24 protein-coding genes are annotated in these 22,112 nt (G+C 60.3%); 17 read left to right on the top strand and 7 right to left on the bottom strand.

The annotated features are described in order from the left end of the window. The first annotated feature begins 124 nt into the window (after positions 1-124). Entirely contained in the window at positions 125-355 is a 231-nt protein-coding gene (locus AC1DYJ_RS26685; protein ID WP_477284893.1) for a hypothetical protein, read from the top strand. 12 nt (positions 356-367) lie between these two features. Here AC1DYJ_RS26685 and AC1DYJ_RS26680 read toward each other — a convergent pair whose 3' ends face one another. The 3 genes from AC1DYJ_RS26680 to AC1DYJ_RS26670 all read right to left on the bottom strand — a co-directional run bounded on the left by AC1DYJ_RS26680 (position 368) and on the right by AC1DYJ_RS26670 (position 3,682). Then, entirely contained in the window at positions 368-1,162 is a 795-nt protein-coding gene (locus tag AC1DYJ_RS26680; RefSeq protein ID WP_477284895.1) for a sugar transferase, read from the bottom strand. A 168-nt stretch (positions 1,163-1,330) separates the two neighbouring features. Continuing rightward, positions 1,331-3,172, bottom strand: a complete 1,842-nt coding sequence (locus AC1DYJ_RS26675) for a GumC family protein (protein ID WP_477284897.1) — start codon at positions 3,170-3,172, stop codon at positions 1,331-1,333. Positions 3,173-3,346: 174 nt separating this feature from the next. Then, positions 3,347-3,682, bottom strand: a complete 336-nt coding sequence (locus tag AC1DYJ_RS26670; protein ID WP_477284899.1) for a hypothetical protein — start codon at positions 3,680-3,682, stop codon at positions 3,347-3,349. Between the two features lie 222 nt (positions 3,683-3,904). On the opposite strand from AC1DYJ_RS26670, the gene AC1DYJ_RS26665 reads away from it, so the two are divergent. The 7 genes from AC1DYJ_RS26665 (at position 3,905) to AC1DYJ_RS26635 (ending at position 11,235) form a co-directional block, all read left to right on the top strand. Further along, entirely contained in the window at positions 3,905-5,419 is a 1,515-nt protein-coding gene (locus AC1DYJ_RS26665; protein WP_477284901.1) for a phosphomannomutase/phosphoglucomutase, read from the top strand. A 13-nt stretch (positions 5,420-5,432) separates the two neighbouring features. Beyond that, positions 5,433-7,733: an AGE family epimerase/isomerase gene (locus AC1DYJ_RS26660; protein WP_477285530.1), complete on the top strand. Its 2,301-nt coding sequence runs from the start codon at positions 5,433-5,435 to the stop codon at positions 7,731-7,733. A 380-nt stretch (positions 7,734-8,113) separates the two neighbouring features. Further along, positions 8,114-8,395: a hypothetical protein gene (locus AC1DYJ_RS26655; protein WP_477284903.1), complete on the top strand. Its 282-nt coding sequence runs from the start codon at positions 8,114-8,116 to the stop codon at positions 8,393-8,395. Between the two features lie 253 nt (positions 8,396-8,648). Beyond that, positions 8,649-9,293 carry a Crp/Fnr family transcriptional regulator gene (locus tag AC1DYJ_RS26650; protein WP_477284905.1) on the top strand — a complete coding sequence of 215 codons (645 nt, stop codon included), beginning with the start codon at positions 8,649-8,651 and terminating at the stop codon, positions 9,291-9,293. A 569-nt stretch (positions 9,294-9,862) separates the two neighbouring features. Then, the gene (locus AC1DYJ_RS26645; protein ID WP_477284907.1) at positions 9,863-10,294 is read left to right on the top strand and encodes a potassium channel family protein; all 432 of its coding nucleotides are present in this window, start codon (positions 9,863-9,865) and stop codon (positions 10,292-10,294) included. Positions 10,295-10,488: 194 nt separating this feature from the next. After that, positions 10,489-10,743, top strand: a complete 255-nt coding sequence (locus tag AC1DYJ_RS26640) for a lipoyl domain-containing protein (protein ID WP_477284909.1) — start codon at positions 10,489-10,491, stop codon at positions 10,741-10,743. 45 nt (positions 10,744-10,788) lie between these two features. Beyond that, positions 10,789-11,235 carry a pyridoxamine 5'-phosphate oxidase family protein gene (locus AC1DYJ_RS26635; protein ID WP_477284911.1) on the top strand — a complete coding sequence of 149 codons (447 nt, stop codon included), beginning with the start codon at positions 10,789-10,791 and terminating at the stop codon, positions 11,233-11,235. A gap of 199 nt (positions 11,236-11,434) precedes the next feature. Here AC1DYJ_RS26635 and AC1DYJ_RS26630 read toward each other — a convergent pair whose 3' ends face one another. From AC1DYJ_RS26630 to AC1DYJ_RS26615, 4 genes are all read right to left on the bottom strand, one after another. Then, the gene (locus tag AC1DYJ_RS26630; protein WP_477284913.1) at positions 11,435-12,082 is read right to left on the bottom strand and encodes a helix-turn-helix domain-containing protein; all 648 of its coding nucleotides are present in this window, start codon (positions 12,080-12,082) and stop codon (positions 11,435-11,437) included. A gap of 102 nt (positions 12,083-12,184) precedes the next feature. Beyond that, positions 12,185-12,544 carry a transcriptional regulator gene (locus AC1DYJ_RS26625; protein WP_477284915.1) on the bottom strand — a complete coding sequence of 120 codons (360 nt, stop codon included), beginning with the start codon at positions 12,542-12,544 and terminating at the stop codon, positions 12,185-12,187. Positions 12,545-12,668: 124 nt separating this feature from the next. Continuing rightward, positions 12,669-13,289 carry a response regulator FixJ gene (gene fixJ / locus AC1DYJ_RS26620; RefSeq protein ID WP_477284917.1) on the bottom strand — a complete coding sequence of 207 codons (621 nt, stop codon included), beginning with the start codon at positions 13,287-13,289 and terminating at the stop codon, positions 12,669-12,671. Beyond that, positions 13,276-14,796 carry a PAS domain S-box protein gene (locus tag AC1DYJ_RS26615; protein ID WP_477284919.1) on the bottom strand — a complete coding sequence of 507 codons (1,521 nt, stop codon included), beginning with the start codon at positions 14,794-14,796 and terminating at the stop codon, positions 13,276-13,278. Before AC1DYJ_RS26615 ends, fixJ begins: the two co-directional genes overlap by 14 nt. Positions 14,797-15,081: 285 nt before the next feature. Here AC1DYJ_RS26615 and AC1DYJ_RS26610 point away from each other — a divergent pair, with 285 nt between their 5' ends. From AC1DYJ_RS26610 to AC1DYJ_RS26570, 9 genes are all read left to right on the top strand, one after another. Beyond that, positions 15,082-15,528 (top strand): pseudoazurin, encoded by a 447-nt coding sequence (locus AC1DYJ_RS26610; protein WP_477284921.1) that lies wholly within the window; start codon positions 15,082-15,084, stop codon positions 15,526-15,528. A 238-nt stretch (positions 15,529-15,766) separates the two neighbouring features. Further along, positions 15,767-16,870 carry a copper-containing nitrite reductase gene (gene nirK, locus AC1DYJ_RS26605; RefSeq protein ID WP_477284923.1) on the top strand — a complete coding sequence of 368 codons (1,104 nt, stop codon included), beginning with the start codon at positions 15,767-15,769 and terminating at the stop codon, positions 16,868-16,870. 59 nt (positions 16,871-16,929) lie between these two features. Beyond that, a complete protein-coding gene (locus AC1DYJ_RS26600; protein ID WP_477284925.1) occupies positions 16,930-17,793 on the top strand; it encodes an SUMF1/EgtB/PvdO family nonheme iron enzyme in 864 nt (287 codons plus the stop codon). A 15-nt stretch (positions 17,794-17,808) separates the two neighbouring features. After that, complete coding sequence (locus tag AC1DYJ_RS26595) at positions 17,809-18,273, top strand: group III truncated hemoglobin (RefSeq protein WP_477284927.1); 465 nt, start codon at positions 17,809-17,811, stop codon at positions 18,271-18,273. Positions 18,274-18,438: 165 nt separating this feature from the next. Further along, positions 18,439-20,091, top strand: a complete 1,653-nt coding sequence (ccoN, locus tag AC1DYJ_RS26590) for a cytochrome-c oxidase, cbb3-type subunit I (RefSeq protein WP_477284929.1) — start codon at positions 18,439-18,441, stop codon at positions 20,089-20,091. Positions 20,092-20,098: 7 nt separating this feature from the next. Next, on the top strand, positions 20,099-20,839 hold the full coding sequence (gene ccoO, locus AC1DYJ_RS26585) for a cytochrome-c oxidase, cbb3-type subunit II (RefSeq protein ID WP_477284931.1): 741 nt from the start codon (positions 20,099-20,101) through the stop codon (positions 20,837-20,839). Beyond that, the gene (locus AC1DYJ_RS26580) at positions 20,836-21,006 is read left to right on the top strand and encodes a cbb3-type cytochrome c oxidase subunit 3 (RefSeq protein WP_379092680.1); all 171 of its coding nucleotides are present in this window, start codon (positions 20,836-20,838) and stop codon (positions 21,004-21,006) included. The genes ccoO and AC1DYJ_RS26580 overlap by 4 nt, the downstream gene beginning before the upstream one ends. Then, positions 20,997-21,878 carry a cytochrome-c oxidase, cbb3-type subunit III gene (gene ccoP / locus AC1DYJ_RS26575; protein WP_477284933.1) on the top strand — a complete coding sequence of 294 codons (882 nt, stop codon included), beginning with the start codon at positions 20,997-20,999 and terminating at the stop codon, positions 21,876-21,878. Before AC1DYJ_RS26580 ends, ccoP begins: the two co-directional genes overlap by 10 nt. Further along, positions 21,875-22,087, top strand: a complete 213-nt coding sequence (locus AC1DYJ_RS26570) for a hypothetical protein (RefSeq protein ID WP_477284935.1) — start codon at positions 21,875-21,877, stop codon at positions 22,085-22,087. Before ccoP ends, AC1DYJ_RS26570 begins: the two co-directional genes overlap by 4 nt. Positions 22,088-22,112: the final 25 nt, after the last annotated feature.

Genomic DNA, 22,112 nt, shown 5'->3' with positions numbered 1-22,112 from the left:
TTGCCTTGCACTTTGAGGCCGCATATCAGTGAGCACACGCGCTGGACCCCTTGGATCCCTGACGGCGCCTTCCTGCCGCAGTGAGCCATCAGTCCTGCGGGCGCCACTGGAGATGTCGGTGCTCATGAGCATAATCGCCGTATCGGCAGCAGGCGTTCTGATGGGGCTGCGGTTCAAGGCTCCCGCCCTGATAGCGGCGACTGCTCTGCTTCTGATCGGAAGCTTTGCCTGGAATGGCCTTGGGTTACCGGGCTATGTGACCGTCACAAAATTCCTGCTCCTGGCATTCGTGTTGGCTTGCGCCTACATCATCGGCCTGACCTTGTCCGTCCACCGGAAGCAAGACGAACGGTAACCCATCGGGACTTCATGAAGTCCTGTCGAAGCGCAGCACCGCGAAGATAGTCCTGAACAAGATCACCATGTCGAGCCAGATCGACCAGTTTCGCACATATTGACTGTCCAGCGCCACGCGGCTGGCGTAGTCCATGCTGCTTCTTCCGCTCACCTGCCAGAGACCAGTAAGTCCCGGCCTTGTCCGAAGGTATTCACCCAGGTGGTCGCCGTAGCGGTTGAGTTCGTCCGTCACGATGGGCCTTGGACCCACGCAGCTCATGTCGCCGCGGATGATGTTGAAGAGCTGGGGGAGTTCGTCGAGGCTGGACTTGCGGAGCATCCACCCAAGGGATGTGACGCGGGGGTCGTTCCTGATCTTGTGGGTTTCCTCCCACTCCCTGCCGATATGAGGATTGGCTTCGAGATATGCTTTCAGAACTTCTTCCGAATTGGCAACCATCGAGCGGAACTTGTAGCAGTTGAACGGCTTTCCGCCGAAGCCGACACGGCTGTGCGAGAACACCGCCGGGCCTCCTGCCGTCACTCTGATCAGCAGGGCAACGACGATCATCACTGGCGCAGCCATGACAAGTGCCGTAGCCGCTATCACCAGATCCATGATCCGCTTCAGCAGGCCTCCCAGAGGTGGGTTCGTCGTTCCTGCCCTGATGCCGGGCGACATCTCTGCCAACACTGCTCCGGCACCGCTATGGTCAGGCGCGGGAACAACGTGCAGGGCTGCCGTTCGGCTTTCAGCCGCCACGGGTAGAGGTGGCTGAACCCAGATTGGGGTTCCCTGATGCGACTCGAAGGCATTCGTTGTCATGGGACGGTCGCTGTTTCGAATTGTTCCCGACACTGTTCCAAGGTCGGGGCTTGTCGGCAAGAATGGCAAAGGAGGTAGCGTCACGTTCCAGGGCTATCCCCCTAATCCCAAGGAATGATCCCCTACACGCTTTTGCGACCTTCCGAGGGACGACTACCCCTACCCGGTTCATGCTTTGCGGCGCCAGGGCGTCATCGCGCGAGCCTTCGTCAGGAGTACGCCAAGGACCGGCGTTCTGCTGGCCTGCAGCATCCTGACAAAGTCCCGCAGCGTTTCGACATTTGTCTTGCCCCACTCGGCAACGACTACGACGTTGTCCAGGACCGATCCGACAATCAGTTCGTCGGCTCCCGAGGCAAGCGTTGGCAGGTCGACGATGACAATGTCGTAGGCGGCAAGTTCGTAGGCGGCAAGGTCGCAATCGGTAAGCTCCGAAAGGAACGCCTCCATTTTGCCTGGTGCCAACAGGTGCTTGGCTTCCACAACCGAACTTGGAAGGATGTCGAACGGCCGCCCGGGGGCGCGCACGATGTTGAGCCGGACAGGGTCCTCGCAAGATCTGCCGAGGGCGCTCGATGAGCCGAGCAGCCGCTTGGTCATGATTGGCCACCGGACGTCGGCGTCAATCACCAACGTCTTCAGGCCCGACATCGAGTAAAGTGTTGCAAGATTGCTGGCGACGGAACTCTTCGAACTGTCGTTGGACACAGCGGTCAGCCCAAGGAACCTGATCGGCTGGCTGGTTTCAGCGAGGCTGATTTCGGTGCGTGCTTTCCTGAGGCTGTGGCTGTATGGGGAGTGCGGATACCTTGCCACTTCGTCGACGTGGCTGCTTTCCCTTCTCCTGCTGGTGGAGGGCAGTTCTCCGAGGCATTCGACACCCAGGTTGTCCCTGATGTGCCGTGGCGACCTTACGGTCCAGTCGAACGTTTGCCTTACAAACGAAAGTCCGATGCCGAGAATAAACCCGGCAGCAGCCGCGAAGGCCAGCAATAACTTCGGCCTTGGAGCGCTCGGATAGCGCGGTGCGGTCGCCGCCGTGATCACCCTTGCGTCGGCAACCGGATACGACTGCTGGCTTACCGAGTTGGTGTAGGCCTGCAGGAAGCTCTCGTACATCTTCTGATAGGTTTCCGCGGTCACCTCAAGTTCTTCGAGAGTAGGCTCAGCGTTCGTCCCGCCTTCCTCATTGGCTTCACTGCCGACGCTGTAGTCGTGCCGTGACCGGAACTGCTGCGCTTTCGCCATGGCCTCGTTCATCTGGGTGCGCAACTGCCGAAGACGCTTCTCCAGCCACGCGCCGCCTTCCTTTGCAGCGTCGGTCTTGGTTTCGATCTGCTCACGCACGAAGGCATCGGCCGTGGCGTTCGCAATCCTGGCTGCGCCTTCGGGATCAAGAGAGGTGAAGGATATCTCTATCGCGTAGGAAACGCCGACCCTGCGGACGTCGAGGCCGTCGCGGAAAATCAACATACTGCGCCGGGATTTTTGGTAGTCGGTCAGCGTCGCAGTCGTTTCAGGAACGCTTAGGCCGAAATACTCCCAAAGCGAGGTGAACCAGGCGCTTTTCCGAAGCCCGGAACCATCCAGCAGGGCAGCTCCTATCCTCCTAAACCTCTCCAGCAAAAACGGAACCTGCGGACGGTTGAATTCGGGATCATCTACAAGCTTCAACTGGTCGAGGACCATCGCAGCGATCTTTTCCGACTGCATAACTGCGATCTGGCTTTCCACCTGGGCGGTGTCCAATGACAGATTTACTTCGCCGGCCTCCTGCAAGTGTTGCGGCAATTTCGGCTCGATCAGGATCTGCGCGCTGGCGGTAAAAGTCGGGTCGGTGGTCAAATTGTAGAACCCGGCCACCAACAGGGCCGCGGCAAGACAGGCGATGATGGTTCCAATATAGCGCCGCAGAAATTCGGCTATGTCGGAGAGGCCGATAAACTCCTGGCCGGCGGAAGCCTGCTGGTCCGCTGTCGAGGGCCATTGATTGGGGAACATGCGGTTCATTCAATTCCTCCGGCAGGCGTGCGGGGAAGTCCTGCGCGCAGGCCGCCCCATGCAGGCGGTCCAAGGCGTTCGGCCAATGTTTTTATAGAAAGCCGAGGCCCCGCGATCCCAGACCGCAGCGGAAGACTACGCCTGCGCCCAGGACGGTAAATGCCGTCAATTGGCGTATGGGCACTACGCCCCATGGGGAGGGAGAATGCGCAAGAGCCCTTTTCTCGTCCTGTCGACAAATGACATTTGCTGTTCCAGCGAGACCTGCCGTTCGCGGTTGAGCGCCAGCTTCCGCGCGAGGGCATCGATCCGCGCCGACATGTGTTCGGGCACCTCGCCATTTTCCATCGCCTCCGAAGAGAACGCGGCGCAGTCCGTCATCCTTTCAACGAACGGTCCCAGATCCGCGGATTCCCTTTCGATTTCCAACTGAATGACCGTGAGAAGGTGAGCCAGGCGACCGAACCGCCTTTCGTCGACATTCTCTTGGAACGCAAACCTCAATGCGGTCAGCGGCATCTTGCAGCCCACCCTGTCGCCAGCGCCCGACCGGGACGCACCTTCCCAGAATACAAGCCCCCAATGCTTGGACGAGACATCCTTTCGGCCGTCGGCAGGCATGCTCCTATTGGATGAGGGCGCGCGTGCCAGGGCGTTGGGGCTACTCGAATTCATGAAGGGGTCCGCGTCCAGCGGCGTGCTACGACTGTTCCTCGCAATTGCAGAGCGGAAACCGCGACCGTGAACATTATCGGCCAAGCCAGGCCAAACACATTCACCTTCGAAACCAGTGCTCTCATCAAAGCCACTGGCTTCCGGGAATACGACGCGCGTTGGTGGTTCGGGCATCCCGGCTCGGAGAAGGAGCCCGAACTCAACCTGATGGGCGTGCAGGCGATCGGCATGGGGCTCGGCACCTTGATCCACCGAATGGGTGTCGGCCCGGACATCGTCGCCGGCCACGACTTCCGCAGTTATTCCATGGCCATCAAGATGGCACTGGTCTCCGGCCTGATGGCGGCCGGCGCGCGCGTCAAGGACATCGGTTTGGCACTTTCTCCCACTGCCTACTTCGCCCAGTTCGCACTGGACGCTCCGTCGGTGGCCATGGTGACGGCTTCCCACAATGAAAACGGCTGGACCGGAGTGAAGATGGGCGCGCAAAGGCCTCTGACATTCGGCCCAGAGGAGATGACAGCGTTGAAAGCGCTCGTGCTGGGCGGCGATTTCGATCTCATAGGCGGGGGAAACTATGAATTCATCCCGGGATTTCGCGAGAGGTATATCGAAGACCTGACCGCCGGAAAGAACGTCGGTCGAAAGCTGAGGGTGGTGGCTGCCTGCGGCAACGGCACCGCGGGCGCTTTTGCGCCGCAGGTGCTGGAGGGCATCGGCTGCGAAGTGATCCCGCTCGACGTAGAGCTCGACCACACCTTTCCACGCTACAACCCCAATCCCGAAGACATGCAGATGCTGCATGCTATCCGGGACAAGGTTCTGGAGACGGGTGCCGATGTCGGGCTCGGCTTCGACGGCGACGGCGACCGCTGTGGCGTGGTCGACAACGAGGGTAACGAGATATTCGCCGACAAGGTCGGCGTCATGCTGGCGCGAGATATTTCCGGGCTGCACCCGAAATCCGCCTTCGTCGTCGACGTCAAGTCGACGGGACTTTTCATGACGGACCCCATTCTCGCGCAAAATGGTGCAAGGACAGATTACTGGAAGACCGGTCACTCCTACATCAAGAGGCGCGTCGCCGAACTCAATGCCATAGCTGGTTTCGAGAAGTCAGGTCATTTCTTCTTCAACCCGCCGATCGGACGCGGCTACGACGACGGGCTCCTCACCGCGATCGCCGTCTGCGAGATGCTCGACCGCAACCCTGGCAAGGCACTCGCCGACCTTTACCGCGAGCTGCCGCTGACCTTCGGCACCCCGACGATGTCGCCCCACTGTCCCGACGAGGTGAAATACGGGGTGGTCGCGAAAGTTGTCGGGGAATTCACAAAAATGAAGGGAGATGGGATCGAGTTCGCCGGCCAGCCGCTGGCCGATCTCGTCACAGTGAATGGGGTGCGTGTCGTTGCCCAAGACGGCACGTGGGGTCTGGTCAGGGCCTCGTCGAACAAACCGGAAATTGTCGTCGTGGTGGAAAGCCCCGTGTCGCCGGAGCGACGTCGCGAGATGTTCGAGGCTCTCGATGCGGTGCTGCGCCGCAATCCAGAGGTCGGGGTCTACAATCAGACATTCTGAGAGGAACTGGACCATGCCGGACCGGATCGTCAGTTTTGTCATGAGTGGGGGCGTTGGCTCACGGCTGTGGCCGCTCTCGCGCGAGGACAATCCCAAGCAATTCCATGACCTTTCGGGCGACGGCTCCATGCTCGCGAAGACTGTCCGACGCCTCAAGGCGCGGCCGCAAGGTGAGGCGCCGATCTACCTGATAGCTTCCGAACGGCACGCCGACCGCGTTATCTCCGACATCGGTCCGCTCGGCCTGAACGGGGGCAAACCGATTTTCGAGCCCGTTGGCCGCAATACCGCCGCAGCGGTCGCCATAGCCACCCTGCACACGATCTGCGAGCATGGCGGCGACGCGCTTGTGCTTGTGGTCCCCTCCGACCATGAGATCTCGACCGAAACGCAATTCTGGCAAACCGTCGAGACGGGCATGCCGGCCGCCGATTCAGGAAGCATTGTCGTGTTCGGCATCAAGCCGACGCATCCCGAAACCGGGTTCGGTTACATCGAGGTTTCGCCGAATGGTGACGGAATTGCCGCCGTTTCGCGTTTTGTCGAAAAGCCCAATGCCGAGACAGCCGGCCAATATGTGTCTTCGGGACGATTCTACTGGAACGCCGGCATCTTCCTGTTTCGGGCCGACACGATGCGGCAAGCATTCCTCGATCTCCGACCCGACATATGGGAAAGCTCGGAACGGGCCTACAAGACCGCACGGGCCGACGTGTCGGGCATCTACCTGCCCCATGGCTTCTACTCCGCCGTCCCGTCGACATCGATCGACTACGCAGTCATGGAGCATGCACGCGGTATCGCGATGGTTACGGCTTCCTTCCGCTGGAACGACCTTGGATCGTGGCAATCGCTGCTCGAAGCCAGCCCGACGGACGGCGATGGCAATGTCGTCATGGGCGACGTCATCGCCATGGATTGCGGCAGTTCCTACCTCAGGAGCCAGGGCAGGCTGCTGACCGTCATCGGAATGAAGGATGTGGCGGTGGTGGCGACACCGGACGCCGTATTCGTCGCTCCCGTCAGCCACAGCCAGAACGTGAAGAAGGTCGTCGAACAGCTGGAGAAGAGCGGACGCCTCGAAACGAAGTTCACGGCGTCGGAAGACCGGGTCATCATCAGCGGGTCATGGCGCAAGCGCGTCGAGCACTGGCTCTTCGAGGAAACCCTGCCGCTGTGGTCCACCGCAGGTGTCGACGATGCGCATGGCGGCTTCCACGAGGCTCTCGGTTTTGATGCGAGGCCGTTGGGCAAACCCAAGCGCATGCGAACGATGGCTCGCCAGATTTATGCTTTCGCGGTGGCCAAGGAACGCGGCTGGGACGGACCTGCCGACAAGCTGATCGACCACGGCATCGACTTCATCGCGAAATACGGCCGGACCGACCGCGGCGGCTGGGTGCGCACGCTGAATGCAAACGGCAGTGTGGCTGACCCGACGGAGGATGCCTACGACCATTCCTGCGTGCTCCTGGCGCTTGCCCATGCTCACCGATGCGGCCATCAGGATGCCTTGCGGCTTGCACAAGAGACATTCCGTTTCGTCGACGCCCATCTTGAGGACGACAGCCTGAACGGCTTCCTCGAGACCCCCGGCTGGAAGGGAGTGCGGTTCTCGAACCCGCACATGCACATGCTGGAATCCTTCCTTGCCTGGCATGGCGCCACCGGCGACCGTGCATATCTGCGTCGAGCAGCACGCGTGATCGATCTCTTCCGGTGCCATTTCTTTGACCAGGAGAGCTGGACGCTCGGGGAACATTTCGACGTCGATTGGCTGCCGATGCCGGGTGACGAGGGACAGTGGACCGAACCGGGGCACCATTTCGAATGGGCCTCGCTCCTCGTCGAATTCGCGCGAGCGAGCGGGCAGAAGGACTTGGCAGCCTACGCAAGGAAGCTCTATTCGTCGGCGGTCGCCAGCGGATTGAACCGGGCCACGGGCTTAGCGTATGCGGCTGTCTCGCGGCAGGGATTGCCCCTCGACCGGCTCTCCCGCAGCTGGCCGCAATGCGAGGCCATCAAGGCAGCAGTCGCCCTGGACGGAATTGGCGGACCGGATTTGAAACCCGAGATAGAGGCTCGTGTCGCCCGCCTCTTCCGATGGCATATCGATCCGGCACCGCTTGGCTTGTGGGTCGACAGGATTGATGAGCGCGGAAGGTCACTGGCTACGGAGGTCCCAGCGAGCATCTTCTATCACCTGGTGACGGCGTTGATGCAGTATCTGGACAAGACTGGCGGACAGGTCGAACCTTTCCCGCTGTCAGCTTTGGCGATGGGCAAGACCGTTCCGAAGCGGGTTTACGGCTGACTCCGACCGTCGGCCACTTTGGCGCGGAAAGATACCGCACATGCTAGGAGAGTATGAGGGTGTGGCAGGCAGTTGAATGCGACCCTGTTTCCGGTTCTGGTCGGTTGGTCCTTTCCCCGACGATGGTCCTTTCGGTGCTGGATCATTCGGGTTGCTTTCTTCGACGTGATCGCGGTGATGCCCAGGGGGGTAGAGAAGTAGTAGCTACGGCTAATTCGGTATCCCTTGCCTCTGTGTCGCGGCTGCAAACCGGGATAGTATGTTCATAAGATATGTCTAAAATGAGCATTGGACGACCCATCCTGGAACTGCGATAACTCGTCAAGGCGTCGTAATTTTGAGCCAGTGAACCTTCTTGTCCGAACGGTTGAGACGCAACTATGGCAAAAAGAAAATCGCGTGCCAGATCTAGCGGTGATCTCCTGAAACTGCTTGCCACCAAGCCGAGGGCGGTGGCACTTGCTGCGCTGCACGTGAGTGAATCCGTGCTGCTGGAGCTCGAAGCATCCGACGTGTTGTCAGCGGCAGAGATCAGAGGATTGCTCAAGGACGCGTCAACGACGCTACGCAATGCCGCCGATCAAGTGGATAACCGCAGCTGTGCCGTTGCCGGCGAAATAGTCGAGTCCATGTGGGAAAACTTCAAGAGAAATAAAGCTTGACCAGTGTCTCGGAGCGATTTCAATCGTGGCTCTGGCAAGCATGCCGAACCTCTGCATTCAACGAAAAGTGGCCGTCACCACACCATGCGCTCGATAGTTGCCATTGAACGGATACTCATCGCGTTAAATTTGATGTACGTACTACGGGAGGGGAAAGGAAAAATGGGCGGGCTTGTAGATGACGTATGCTTCACATCCCCTTTTGCGCGGAAGTGAAAATCGTCAGACGTACGTCGGACTTAACGACGACGATATGGCGCTTATCAAGGCGATGGGGTTTACGCCCAAGCGCTATCCGGCGGAGACGGTCATCGTCAACCAAGGCGAGGACAGCGATCGTGTATTCATAATCGAGTCGGGCTGGGGCTGCATTTCTCATGAACTCGCGGGCGGGCAGCGACAAATTCTGGATTTTGCACTGAAGGGCGATATCGTCCTGCTTCAGTCACCCGCGGGCAGCGCTCTTGGAACGTTTGTGGCTCAAACCGAACTTCTGGTGTTGGTGGCTTCGAGCAAGACATTTACCCTTGCCGCCATGAAGTCTCCTCATATTTTCTCCCTTATTCTCGAAACGCTCGTGCACCACGGAGCAGTTGTCGCTCAACATCTCACCAATGTAGGACGACGCAGCGCCTTGGCGCGGACGGCGCATCTGTTCCTCGAACTGAGGGCCCGTCTGGAACGTATCGGCTCTGTCACCCGCAACTGCTATGAATGCCCGCTCACCCAGTACGATCTCGCCGACGCTCTCGGCCTCACTCCCATTCATGTCAATCGAATGCTGCGGGAACTGCGCGAGCGCAACTTTCTCGAATTCCGCCAGGGCAATGTTCGCGTGCTCGATCAACCGGCTCTGACCAAGTTCGCCGGGTTCGAGCACGAATATATCGAAAGTTGAGGCATATCGGCCTCGATGCTGGCCAACAACCTTGATATCGGCGCCGCCCTTCGCACGACGAGAACTTTCGTATGCGGTTCTTGCGCGCGACCTCCAACAACTATTTGATTTTGTTCACTTGTTTATCCCCTCACCAGCCCATCAACGCGGCTTCGGGTCGAAAGCCAATGCCGCGTTCACATTCCGGATTTAGCCTGCAACGGATTGCGCAAATGGGAACAGCCGGCGAACCATGCCGGGAGGATAAATGCCGCCCAAGCGCAGGAAGAACACGGCCGCATCCCGCGCACACTGTTGGCGAACCTCGTGGCGAACCTGTCGACAAGTATTTGATAAATAAAGATAATGGTGGGCCCGGAGGGCGTATTAAGATCGTTGATTTTATTGAGTTTTTCGTGGGCCAAAATCAGAAATCTTCCCGTATCGTTCCGCATCGTCCCGCGACGACTTTGAAATCGAAAAGAACCGCTCTCTCCGCGTATGTGCTTCAAACCCGCCACGGAGTTCGCCGGCGCCAAGATTGATCTTGCACAAGGACTACGGCCCTTCGGAGTCACTAGGTTCCGCGCATGATCCTCAATCTGCTCATCGGCACCGTCGTCATCAGTCTGACGGTCCTGGTCCATACGTTTGGCCTGATCGCCTTAACCCATGCGGTGGGGTACCTTGTAACCCGGTTTCGCATGCACGGGCGTCACAGCCGCACGGTAGCAATGATCAGCGTGGTGATGGGACTGTTCGCCGTCATGACAATCGAGATCTGGCTGTGGGCCGGGCTGTACCGGCTGCTTGATATCTTCGCCGACTTCGAGACCGCCCTGTACTTCTCGACCATTACCTTTTCAACGGTCGGCTATGGCGACGTCATACCCGCACACGCATGGCGCGTCTTGGCGGCACTGGAGGGCGTGAACGGATTTCTGCTCATTGGCTGGTCGACCGCCTACCTGATCGCGGCGGGAACGCGCATCGGCCCGTTCAAGGCCGGGGAGCATTTCTGATTGGGTGTCAAACCACCACCGAATGCGGGGCCTAGCCAACCCGAGATGCAAGCTCGGTTTTCCGATCGACCCTGATGTCGGTTCATCATGGGCGAGTATCTCGCCGCCGGCAAACGCCAAATCCTGCGGCTTGATCGTGATCAAAGACTGCCTTGGTGAGGGGACTATCATTCTCCTTTCAAAGGGGAACCAAGATGCAGAACATCAAGGTCGATGAGGCACTATGGGCATCCAGCATGTTGCCCGAGGGCAGCGTAGAGCGATGGTTCATCGCCAGCGGTGCCACAATCAAGGTCGGTGAGCGGATAGCGGAAGTTCGAATTGAGGACGCGCTGCACGAGATCGTCGCGCCAGCAGGCGGGCGCGCAACGATTGTCGCGGCAACCAACGCCGTCATCGAACCCGGTTCGGTGCTCGCAACATTGGATGACAGGCTGAGCCCTGGCTGACGACACTTAACAGCAGAATCGACGCAGAACGCAGGAGATCGCACGATGCAAATCCGCACACTTTCTGCCCTGGAATGCACCAAGGTGCTGACGGCCAATCGAGTGGCCCGCTTGGCGTGCGCCAAGGACGGGCAGCCTTATGTCGTTCCGGTGCACTATGCGTACGCCGACAATCATCTCTACGCGTTTTCCATGCCGGGCAAGAAGATCGACTGGATGCGCGCCAACCCACTGGTGTCCGCCCAGGTCGACGAACGCGACGAAGGGCGGGGCTGGAAAAGCGTGGTTGTCGATGGCCGCTATGAGGAATTGCCTGACCGGATAGGCCACAAGCTCGAGCGCGACCACGCCTGGACGATGCTGAGCAAGCACGCCGACTGGTGGGAGCCTGGCGCCCTCAAGCCGGTTGCGGCTCTGGTCTCAGATAGCACGCCACACGTCTTCTTCCGGATCTTCGTCGAGCAGGTGTCCGGCCGGGATGCAAGTGACTAGGCTGTTGTCAGTGCCTCAAGACATCGCCACCGTTGAAGAACGACGGCTGGCTGACGCAAACGCGTCGCATAGAGACGGATTCATCTGCCATTGCGAAGTGCACTGCGGCAAAACCCGAAAAGCGGTTCGGAGTGGGTACATCTGCGGCTGTGCCGCACACGCGGCCATATCGGCTACTACGACGACTCTAGTTTATGGATCACTCGCACATGGAACGGAGTGTTTCAGGCTTGCGGATTTCGAGGGTGCGAAGTCCGTGAAACTTGAGCACACCCTTGTCGCGCAGTCTCGATAGCACGCGCGATACAGTCTCGATGGTGAGACCGAGGTAGTCGCCGATATCCTGTCGCGACATCGGCAGCTCGATCTGAACGAGATCTCCCTGTCGTCCAGCCATGTCGACCAGGAAAGCGGCGATGCGTTCGATCGCTGTCTGCCGGCCGACCACCAGCAAGTGCTCCTGCGCCCGCACCATGCAGCGAAGGGCAAGCGGCAGCAGTTCGCGCGATCTGTCCAGGCCGGCCACCGGGCGGAATGTCCGCAATCCCGTCGTGACGATGGCCTCTGCAAAGAAATGGTGGGCAAGGTCGGCCTCAAAGCCAAACGTCTCTCCCGCCAGATGGAAGGCCGTGATCTGCCTGCGTCCATCGGCAAGCAGACGGTAGATGCGGACCGCGCCGAACTCGATCTGGTAGTGGGAAGTGACCTTTTCGCCCTGTGCGTAGATCTCCGCGCCTGCGTTGAAGAACGAGAGCGGCACCGGCCGGCCATCATTCGACACGTCCAGTTGCGGAGCCAGGGCGGTCAGGATCTCGAAGGGCACCCGAGTGTCGGCGATCGCGTTCATGGCTGTTTCCCAGATTTCGGTGAAACAGCAATGGCGCGGAATGCCGGTCCGCGAAATTGGGTTATGTCCTAAGGGATTCTACGTAGTCAGCGAGGTGGTGGCTTAGTCAGCCGGGACGTGGCGGGCCGAAAAGATCTGCACCATGTCGATCAGGTCGTTGCCCTCGACCGGTTTGGTCAGGACGGCGAACCCCTCGGGGTCGGCGGTTGGATCAACGTCTTCGACAAGCAGAATCACCCGCCCCGCGAAACCGGCAAGTGCCTGGCGCCCGGCAGGGCTGAGCCGGATCGCACTTTCATCGACGATGAGGCAGGCCGCGGCATTTGCCTCGTGCGAAGACTCGACTGTTGAAAGCGACGCATGCGATTCAACCGCGAAGCCTTCGACTTCGAGCGCGAACTCGAGCGAACGCCTGAGCCCGGGGTCGGGCGCCACGACTATGATGGTGTTGACGGCGGGCAAGGATGACAGCTTCCGGATGTGCCAGCGAGCTCATCCCGCCGGTCGTCTCACAGCCAGCGGCAATACGGCGCCTCATGCCTTGCGCCAGATCAATCCTCCGCAAAAATTCAGGCTGAGGCGAAATTCAGGCTGGGCCGAAACCGGCGGCCAATGCCATGCGCACGAGCTGCGGCAGGCTTGTTGCCTGCATCTTGGCCATGACATTGGCGCGGTGCACCTCGACGGTGCGTGGGCTGATGTTCAGATCATAGGCAATCGACTTGTTTGGCAATCCGGCCACCACACCAGAGAGAACCTGGCGTTCACGGTCGCTGAGCCGCCCAAGCCTTGTCTGGATCGAAGCGACATCGTCGAGTTCCATCGGCTTGTCGACGAGCTGTTCGGCCGCGCGCTGGATGGCTTCGATCAGGACACCGTCCTCGAATGGCTTCTCGATGAAATCCGTGGCGCCGGCCTTCATCGCCTCAACCGCCATCGGGACATCGCCGTGACCGGTGATGACAACGGCCGGAAGCGACGCGCTTGCGCTGACGAGATTCCGCAGGAGTTCCACCCCGGTCATGTCAGGCATGCGCAGGTCGGTCACCAGAACGCCATTTCTGATGCTTGAAGCCGCGGCCAGAAAGTCGGTTGCGCTCTCATGCATCTTGACGGCGAAGCCGGACATTGTGAGCAGAAAAGCCAACGACTTCCTGACCGGTTCTTCGTCATCGACGATGTGAACGATGTAGTCACCCGTCTCCATGCGCGTCCTCTTCCGTGAATGCGGGGAGTGTAAACCTGAATGTCGCGCCACCATCGGCGTTCCGGCTCACCGTCATCGTGCCACCATGCGCCTCGACGATCCGCTTGGAGATCGACAGTCCAATTCCCATTCCTCCAGGCTTTGTCGTTACGAAGGGTTTGAAAAGCTGGGCCGAAATCTCCTCGGAAATCCCTGGCCCCGTATCTTCGACGACGACGGCGATTTCGCCATCCTGCGCGGCCTGGGTGCGCACGACAAGCTCACGGCGCGCGCTGTCGTGCATGGCGTCCATCGCGTTGCGCATCAGATTGGTCAGCACCTGTTGGATCTGTATGCGGTCGACCAGCACGGTTGCCGGCCCGGGGGCAAAGTCGAACACCGTCCGCACCCCGCGCTCTCGCGACCCCACCAGCGCCAGAGCCCCTGCCTCCTCCACCAGGCTGCGAATGTTCTCCGGCGCCTTTTCGGTGGCGCCCTTGGTCACGAATTCGCGAAGATGGCGGATGATCTGCCCTGCACGCAGCGACTGCCGCGCGGTTTCTTCCAGTGCAGCCCGCATCTTGGCCGCCACGGTGTCGTCCATGTCGCGAAGCAGGCGGGCGCAGCCTTGAACGTAATTCGCAATCGCCGAAAGCGGCTGGTTCAACTCGTGGGCGAGCGTCGAGGCCATTTCGCCAAGTTCGTTGAGGCGTGCCAACCTCGCCAGTTCGCCCTGGACTTCATGGAGACGCGCCGCCGATTCCTGACGCTCCGTGAGGTCGCGGATGAAGCCGGTAAAATAGGTCTTGTCGCCCGACTTCATCTCGCCGACAGCCAGTTTCATCGGAAACGTCGAGCCGTCCTTGCGTCGCCCGACAACAACGCGATCGACGCCGATAATCCGTTTTTCCCCGGTGGTCAGGTACCTGTGCATATAGCCATCATGCTCATGGCGATAAGGCTCCGGCATCAGCAGGCGCACATTTTCTCCGACGACCTCTTCTTCGGCGTAGCCGAACTGCCGAATCGCGGCGGCATTGAACGAAACGATCGTGCCGTCCTTTTCGATGACGACGGTCGCGTCGGTCACCGTATCGAGAATGGAGCGAAGATGGGCCTCGCGGGCCCCCAGCGCGCCTTCCGCCCGATCGATTGCCTTGCTGGCGTGGTGCAGCATTTCGCCCATCCAGGCGATTGCAAGGCCGACCAGGGCGAAGACGACGAGTTCAACCGGATTGTGGGCAAGATCGTGCTGAAGGTTGTCCAGCCAGAATGCTCCGCCTAGCGAAAGCGCCACGGACAACAGCCCAGGCCAGATGCCGCCAGCGATCGATGCGACGAGGATGGCAGGCGTAAAGAGGGTAAAAGTCGCCCGGTCTTCGAGCACTCCCTGCAGCAGAATTCGGATAATCACAGCGGCTGCGACCATGACAATCGCCAGCAAATAACCATCGCGTCCTTCGAAACGGCGAGACAGCACCGCTTGCAAGAAGCGTCCTTTGATACCGCTAATGTCCCGCGCTGGCATGAAATTCGTTACCGCTGAGCTGAAAGGATGCTGCCAAGCTCAGCCAACGTAACTGAACGCTTGTCACTTAGGGCATTTTTTCCGTTCGTCCCGAACAGAATGAAAGAAAGCGCAGGCCGCGCAAGGCAAGCGAGCCGGCCAGGGCTCCTCACCGGCGCCGGATCGCCGCGTCTTATCCAGATATTTCGCGTGCCGGTTTGCGCCAGCGCAAATCGCAACGTCATCCCGCACAGTACAAGGCCGCAACGGTTGATGCCGTGATGAACTTTAGGAAAGGACTATCCCATGAAACTGCCTCTGATCGCCGCGGCCATCGCTTTGTTGGCTCTGACCGGCGCAGCAAGCGCTGAAGAACACGTCGTCCAGATGCTCAACAAGGGCGAGAAGGGTTCGATGGTTTTCCAGCCCGCCTACGTAAAAGCGGTGCCCGGCGACACAATCAAGTTCGTGCCCACCGACAAGTCCCACAATGCCGAGACCATCAAGGGAATGATGCCGGATGGCGCCGAAGCCTTCAAGGGAAAGGCGAACACGGAGATCACCGTGACCATGACCCAGGAAGGCGTCTATGGCGTGAAGTGCGCCCCGCATTACGGCATGGGCATGGTGGCGCTGATCGTGGTCGGCAAGCCTGTGAACCTCGACGCGGCGCAAGCCGTTAAGCAGACCGGCAAGGCCAAAACGGTGTTTGCGGAACTGTTCGGCGAGGCGACGAAGGCCGCCTCCAACTGACATCTCGATGGATACCCTCCGGTTGGCGATAGCCGGGGGGAAACGGCCGGACTGGACCGCGGGGAGGTTCGGTCCGGCCTATTTCTTATGAACAGATGTGCGCCGCGGAACACGAGCCGTTCCACATCTCCAACTCGACAGTCGCATGAAATGACTGCGGTTTGCGCCAGCGCAAAGACGATCTCCGCATGCAAGCTAATCTACGGTCATCAAGTGGCTGACGCACAAGGAGATTGAAATGCTTACGCGACGTGAAGCTCTGTTGGGATCTGTCCTTACCGCCGCCGCGGCGGCGGCGATCGGCGCAATGCCGGCCGTTGCCAGCGCCAAGGAAGTGGCCGGACTGTCGCGCGAAAAGATCACCCTCGTCGCGCCCCCCTTCGTCCATGCGCACGACCAGGTGGCCAAGGACGGCCCGAAAGTCGTCGAGTTCACGATGACGATCGAGGAAAAGTCCGTCGTCATCGACGCCGATGGGACGCAGCTCAATGCGATGACCTACAATGGCTCGATCCCCGGCCCCCTGATGGTTGTCCATGAAGGCGACTATCTCGAGCTCACCCTCATCAATCCCGACACCAACACGCTTGCGCACAACATCGACTTCCACGCTGCCACCGGCGCGCTCGGCGGCGGGGCGCTGACACTGGTCAACCCCGGCGAGCAGGTAACGCTGCGCTTCAAGGCAACGCGCACCGGGACGTTCGTCTACCACTGCGCGCCCGGCGGACCGATGATCCCATGGCACGTCGTGTCCGGCATGAGCGGTGCGGTAATGGTGCTGCCACGCGACGGCCTGAGAAACGACAAGGGCAAACCCATCCGCTACGACCGCATCTACTATATCGGCGAAAACGATTTTTACGTCCCGCGCGACGAGCAGGGGAAATTCAAGAAATACGAAACGGCCGGCGACAATTTCGATGACACGATGAAGGTCATGCGCGGGCTGATTCCGACCCACGTCGTGTTCAATGGCAGCGCAGGATCGCTGACCGGCGAGAACGCCATGAAGGCGAAGGTCGGCGAGACGGTCCTGATCGTCCATTCGCAAGCCAATCGCGATACGCGGCCGCATCTGATCGGCGGCCATGGCGACTATGTCTGGGAACAGGGCAAGTTCGCCAACCCTCCGGCAAAGGACCTGGAAACCTGGTTCATTCGCGGCGGCTCGGCCGGCTCGGCCCTCTACACATTCCTGCAGCCGGGCGTCTACGCCTACGTGAACCACAATCTGATCGAGGCCGTGGAACTCGGCGCAACCGCGCATTTTACGGTCGATGGAACCTGGGATGACGACCTGATGACGCAGGTCGAAGCCCCAAGGGCTATTACGGCGTGAGCATCGGCGCGACCTTGCGCCAATCTGCGCAAGTTCGCGTGCGCTTTGGATGAAATGCCATGTCGTTCAATCCAATCGTAGCCATCGGAAGTATCGCAGCTGCCGCGCTCATCGTCATGGGCGCGACCAGTGCGCTCGATCAGTTGGCCGGTCTGCCCGTGGCAGGTCCCGAACTTGTGACCCTCGCGCCCGGATCGTTCGACCATCCTCAGTCAGGCGAATTCCTCGGCGAAGGCCACCCTGTCGCGGCGCAGCGAATCCTGGCAACGGTCGGTGCTCCACTGAAAATCATGAAATATCAGGTGAGCGCAGCGGAATACGGACGGTGCGTGACATCAGGCAGTTGCAAGGCGGCCGACACTCTGGATACCGGCAATTTTCCGGTCACCGGCGTAAGTCACATCGACGCCGAAGCCTATGCGGCCTGGCTCTCGGCCCAGACCGGCGCGACATGGCGGCTGCCGACAGATACGGAATGGGCCTACGCCGCCAGCGAACGGTTCCGCGGCGATATCGAGGGCAGCGCCGGCGACCCCAACAATCCGGCGCTGCGCTGGCTCACCCAGTATCATACCGAGGCTTCTCTCGGACGGAAATCCGATCCCGAGCCACGGGTTCAGGGGGCATTTGGTGTCAACTCAAAAGGGCTGGCTGACGCCGCGGGCAATGTCTGGGAATGGACATCGACCTGCTACGTCCACGCAACGATAGCCGCCGACGGCATCAGCGTTATGAGTTCGATCGACAATTGCGGTGTGCACGTCGTGGAGGGCTTCCACCGCACTTACATGTCCAACTTCATCCGCGACGGGAAAAGTGGCGGTTGCGCGGTCGGCACGCCGCCCGACAATCTGGGTTTCCGCCTTGTCCGCGAACGTCTCAACGTCCTCCGAGCCGCCTTGCGGCGTCTTGGATCTTCCTGACCCGAAAGGACCACCATGAGTTCATCCGCCGTCGAACAGCCGCGGCCGGCTGCCGAGCAACCTCTGGCCGATCCTCGCGTTGACCAGGCGAGCATTGGCGCGCTGGTCCGCGAATTCTATTCCAGACTGCGGAAAAACGAACGGCTCGGGCCGATCTTCGCACGTGAGATCACCGGCGACTGGGAACCGCATCTCAAGAAAATGACGGACTTCTGGTGTTCCGTCATTCTCAAGACCGGCGACTATCACGGACGCCCGGTGCCTGCGCATCTGAAACTGAAAGACGTGACCGAGGCCGATTTCGACATCTGGCTTCGCATATTTGCGGAGACAGCGGCCGCGCTCTTTGCGCCACAAACGGCTGCGGTATTTGTCGATCGCGCCGAACGCATTGCCAAAAGCCTGAAGCTGGCGATGTTCTTTCGCCTTCCGCTTCCCAGTTCATCAGCGGGCAACGATGCCGCGGCCAAGGACGGCTGAGCCGGACCTTGCGTGGTTCCCCCGTCGAACGGCCACCCGAAGGCGGCACTCTCTTTTCCGGATGCAATCAGCGTCGTTTTTGCGCCAGATCAAATCAGCAGCCGCGCAGCCATGCGACACCCGAGGGACGATTTCGCCCTGACGGGCATCTGACGGTGGACGCACATGCTCGCTCAACTGACATCCGGCGAACGCCAACTTTCAATCGTCGTGCTGATCCTGATGACCATGGTCGGACTGGCTATGGCGGCAGCCGGTCGCAGCGATCCGATCGGCGTGCATGGCTTTATCGTCGTTGTTGCCAGCCTTGCGATGCTCTTCGTCATGCTTTCGGCGCTCTATGCCCCCGAGCCCTCTGCCGAACGCCTGGATCACTATTATGACGACCCGAGCAAGGTCGGCGTCATCCTGACCATGATCTGGGCCATGGTCGGCATGCTCTTCGGCGTCTGGGTGGCGAGCCTGCTGGCCTGGCCCGATCTGACCTTCGACGCGGCCTGGGCAAGCTTTGGCCGCTTGCGGCCGGTTCATACCAGCGGCGTGATCTTCGGCTTCGGCGGCAACGCGCTGATCGCCACGTCTTTCCATGTGCTGCAGCGAACGTCGCGCGCCCGGCTGCCCGACCAGTTCAGCCCCTGGTTCGTCCTGCTCGGCTACAATCTGTTCTGCGTCCTGGCCGCGAGTGGCTATTTCATGGGCGTCACGCAATCGAAGGAATATGCGGAACCGGAATGGTACGCCGATATCTGGCTGGTCATTGTCTGGGTGGTGTATTTCGCGATCTACATTCGCACGCTGGCTCGCCGCAAGGAGCCACACATCTATGTCGCCAACTGGTACTACATGGCCTTCATCCTGGTCGTGGCGATCCTCCATATCGTGAACAATCTCGCCGTCCCGGTGTCGTTCGGCCATGCCAAAAGCTATTCGGCGTTCTCCGGCGTTCAGGACGCCATGACCCAGTGGTGGTACGGCCACAACGCCGTCGCGTTCTTCCTCACCTCCGGCTTTCTCGGGATGATGTACTACTACCTGCCGAAGCGCGCCGGCCGGCCGATCTATTCCTACCGGCTGTCGATCATCAGCTTCTGGGGCATCACCTTCATGTATATGTGGGCGGGGTCACACCACCTGCATTACACCGCCCTGCCCGAATGGGTGCAGACGCTGGGCATGACGTTCTCGCTGGTCCTCCTGGTGCCATCCTGGGCCTCGGCGGGAAACGCGCTCGCAACGCTGAACGGCGCCTGGCACAAGGTGCGCGACGACGCCACGCTGCGTTTCATGATGGCGGCGGCGGTCTTCTACGGCCTGACCACCTTTGAAGGATCGTTCATGGCGATCCGTCCGGTCAACGCGCTTTCCCACTATACGGACTGGACCGTCGGTCACGTTCATGCCGGTGCCCTGGGTTGGGTGGCGCTGATCACCTTCGGCTCGATCTACTGTCTGGTCCCGGCATTGTGGAAGCGCGAGCGGATGTATTCGGCCGGACTGGTCGAGGTACACTTCTGGTTGGCGATCTCGGGAACGGTTATCTACGTCTTCGCCATGTGGAATTCCGGCATTCTGCAAGGTTTGATGTGGCGGACCTACAACGAGAACGGAACGCTCACCTATTCCTTCATCGAATCCATGGTGGCGATGCATCCCTATTACATCGCGCGCGCCTTTGGCGGGCTGCTGTTCCTGCTCGGCGCCATCACCGGCTCCTACAACATCTGGATGACGATCCGCGGCCATTCGCAAGCCGCGCTGCAACCGGGCGACGACACGCCGCAGCGCAATCTGGCGCCTGTCGCCCAGCCGGCGGAGTGAGAGGATCATGCGCGAATTTCACCGCAAAATCGAACGCAGCGCCATCGGCTTCGTCCTCGCCATCGTCGTGGTCTCCAGCATCGGCGGCTTCGTGGAAATCGCCCCGCTGTTCACCATCGACAACACGGTCGAGAACGCGCCGGACATGCGGGTCTACACCCCGCTGGAGCAGGCCGGCCGCAACATCTACATGCGCGAGGGCTGCTACGCCTGCCATTCTCAAATGATCCGGACCCTGCGCGACGAAGTCGAACGCTACGGCCCTTATTCGCTCGCCGTTGAATCGAAATACGATCATCCGATGCTGTGGGGATCAAAGCGCACGGGGCCGGATCTGGCCCGCATCGGCGGAAAATATTCCGACGCCTGGCAGGTCGCCCACCTGATCAACCCGCGCGCGGTGGTTCCGGAATCGATCATGCCCAAATTTGGCTGGCTGCGCGACAACCCGCTGCGCATCGACGACCTCGGCGAGCATCTCACCGCTCTCAGGGACGTCGGCGTTCCCTACACTGACGACATGATCGCGAACGCGACCCAGGATGCGCTCGGCCAGACCGCACCGGACGGTGATTACGCCGCCGGCGTTATCAAGCGCTATGGAGAAGCAACGCAGGTCAGAGCGTTTGACGGCAATCCGGCGACTGTTACCGAAATGGATGCGCTGGTCGCCTATCTGCAGATCCTTGGCCACCTGACCGGCGCCGCCCAAGCGGAAACTGTCGTCCAGCCGGAGGACGGCGAATGAGCTGGGAACACGAAGCTGTCGTCGCTTTCTCCAAAAGCTGGGGCCTTTTCTATCTGATCGCGATGGCCGTAGGTGTCCTCGTCTACACATTCTGGCCGTCGAACAAGAAGCGCTTCGAAAGGGCGAAAGACAGCATTCTCGACGGAGATGACAAGCCATGGAAATAGGCGAGCGCGATCCCGTCACGGGACAGGTCACGACCGGTCATGAGTGGAATGGCATCAAGGAGCTCTACACGCCAATTCCGCGCATTGTATTCTTCTTCCTGGCCACCACCATCCTCTTTGCCGTGTGCTACTGGGTCCTCATGCCTGCCTGGCCATTGGGCAAAACCTACACCAAGGGCCTGCTTGGAATTGACCAGAAGACCAGCGTCGAACGCCTGGTAAAGGATGCGACGCTGGAGCGTTCCGCCTGGACGAAAAAGTTCGATCAAATGGATTTTGCGGCAATTCAGGCCGATTCTTCGATGATGACAATCGTCGAAGAAACCGGCCACACGCTGTTTGGCGACAATTGTGCGGCCTGCCATGGCACCAAAGCCACGGGCGGTCCCGGATTTCCCAACCTCACCGCCGGTATCTGGCTCTGGGGCGGCGATCCCAAGACAATCGTTGAAACGCTGCGGGTCGGCATCAACTCTACCCATCCCGATACGCGGACCTCGCAGATGTTGGCCTTTGGCCGCGACGGGGTGATCGAGAGCAAGCAGCTGGCTGACGTTGTCGCCTATGTGCGGTCTCTCGGAGGCACCACCGATGGCCGCGATGCCGATCCGCAAAGCATTGCCGCCGGACAGGACGTGTTCAAACAGAACTGCATCGCCTGTCATGGCGACGATGCCAAGGGCAAGCGCGACGTCGGTGCGCCTGACCTGACTGACAGCAACTGGATCTATGGCGGCGACCTCCAGTCCGTCACCACGACAGTCTATGGCGGCCGGCAAGGCACCATGCCCACTTGGGAACAGCGCCTCTCCGCGACCCAGCGCAAGATACTTGCCCTCTATGTGCTCTCCCTCCAGAAGGCGCCCCGGTGAGCCTGGACCCCGCCCCGCCGTCGAGGCCGCGATCACGCTCGCGGATTGTCGCGCTCGTCCTGGTCGCGGTGGGTCTGGCGCTGGTCGCCGCCGCCAATGTCCATCTGGTCTACGTGTCCTTCGCGTCGCAAGCCGATTGCGTGCCGCATCTGAAGGAACCCGGCGACCCCACGAAGAACAGCTACGCTGCGGCCAGTTCGTCGTGCTGACGCTCAAGCTGCGCAACCGGCGAAA

The organism is Mesorhizobium sp. P2_B11 (assembly GCF_056404855.1).
Note: the sequence above shows the minus strand (reverse complement) of the source record. Positions and strands in the feature narration are given on the sequence as shown.

What these genes read in the sequence shown, in the direction of transcription:
- AC1DYJ_RS26580 (WP_379092680.1), top strand. Translation starts at nt 20,836, where the DNA reads ATGAGCTGGGAACACGAAGCTGTCGTCGCTTTCTCCAAAAGCTGGGGC.
- AC1DYJ_RS26640 (WP_477284909.1), top strand. Translation starts at nt 10,489, where the DNA reads ATGCAGAACATCAAGGTCGATGAGGCACTATGGGCATCCAGCATGTTG.
- AC1DYJ_RS26680 (WP_477284895.1), bottom strand. Translation starts at nt 1,162, where the DNA reads ATGACAACGAATGCCTTCGAGTCGCATCAGGGAACCCCAATCTGGGTT.
- AC1DYJ_RS26635 (WP_477284911.1), top strand. Translation starts at nt 10,789, where the DNA reads ATGCAAATCCGCACACTTTCTGCCCTGGAATGCACCAAGGTGCTGACG.
- AC1DYJ_RS26670 (WP_477284899.1), bottom strand. Translation starts at nt 3,682, where the DNA reads ATGCCGCTGACCGCATTGAGGTTTGCGTTCCAAGAGAATGTCGACGAA.
- AC1DYJ_RS26630 (WP_477284913.1), bottom strand. Translation starts at nt 12,082, where the DNA reads ATGAACGCGATCGCCGACACTCGGGTGCCCTTCGAGATCCTGACCGCC.
- nirK (WP_477284923.1), top strand. Translation starts at nt 15,767, where the DNA reads ATGCTTACGCGACGTGAAGCTCTGTTGGGATCTGTCCTTACCGCCGCC.
- AC1DYJ_RS26610 (WP_477284921.1), top strand. Translation starts at nt 15,082, where the DNA reads ATGAAACTGCCTCTGATCGCCGCGGCCATCGCTTTGTTGGCTCTGACC.
- AC1DYJ_RS26685 (WP_477284893.1), top strand. Translation starts at nt 125, where the DNA reads ATGAGCATAATCGCCGTATCGGCAGCAGGCGTTCTGATGGGGCTGCGG.
- AC1DYJ_RS26595 (WP_477284927.1), top strand. Translation starts at nt 17,809, where the DNA reads ATGAGTTCATCCGCCGTCGAACAGCCGCGGCCGGCTGCCGAGCAACCT.
- AC1DYJ_RS26660 (WP_477285530.1), top strand. Translation starts at nt 5,433, where the DNA reads ATGCCGGACCGGATCGTCAGTTTTGTCATGAGTGGGGGCGTTGGCTCA.
- ccoP (WP_477284933.1), top strand. Translation starts at nt 20,997, where the DNA reads ATGGAAATAGGCGAGCGCGATCCCGTCACGGGACAGGTCACGACCGGT.
- fixJ (WP_477284917.1), bottom strand. Translation starts at nt 13,289, where the DNA reads ATGGAGACGGGTGACTACATCGTTCACATCGTCGATGACGAAGAACCG.
- AC1DYJ_RS26615 (WP_477284919.1), bottom strand. Translation starts at nt 14,796, where the DNA reads ATGCCAGCGCGGGACATTAGCGGTATCAAAGGACGCTTCTTGCAAGCG.
- AC1DYJ_RS26655 (WP_477284903.1), top strand. Translation starts at nt 8,114, where the DNA reads ATGGCAAAAAGAAAATCGCGTGCCAGATCTAGCGGTGATCTCCTGAAA.
- AC1DYJ_RS26675 (WP_477284897.1), bottom strand. Translation starts at nt 3,172, where the DNA reads ATGAACCGCATGTTCCCCAATCAATGGCCCTCGACAGCGGACCAGCAG.
- ccoN (WP_477284929.1), top strand. Translation starts at nt 18,439, where the DNA reads ATGCTCGCTCAACTGACATCCGGCGAACGCCAACTTTCAATCGTCGTG.
- AC1DYJ_RS26600 (WP_477284925.1), top strand. Translation starts at nt 16,930, where the DNA reads ATGTCGTTCAATCCAATCGTAGCCATCGGAAGTATCGCAGCTGCCGCG.
- AC1DYJ_RS26650 (WP_477284905.1), top strand. Translation starts at nt 8,649, where the DNA reads ATGGCGCTTATCAAGGCGATGGGGTTTACGCCCAAGCGCTATCCGGCG.
- ccoO (WP_477284931.1), top strand. Translation starts at nt 20,099, where the DNA reads ATGCGCGAATTTCACCGCAAAATCGAACGCAGCGCCATCGGCTTCGTC.
- AC1DYJ_RS26645 (WP_477284907.1), top strand. Translation starts at nt 9,863, where the DNA reads ATGATCCTCAATCTGCTCATCGGCACCGTCGTCATCAGTCTGACGGTC.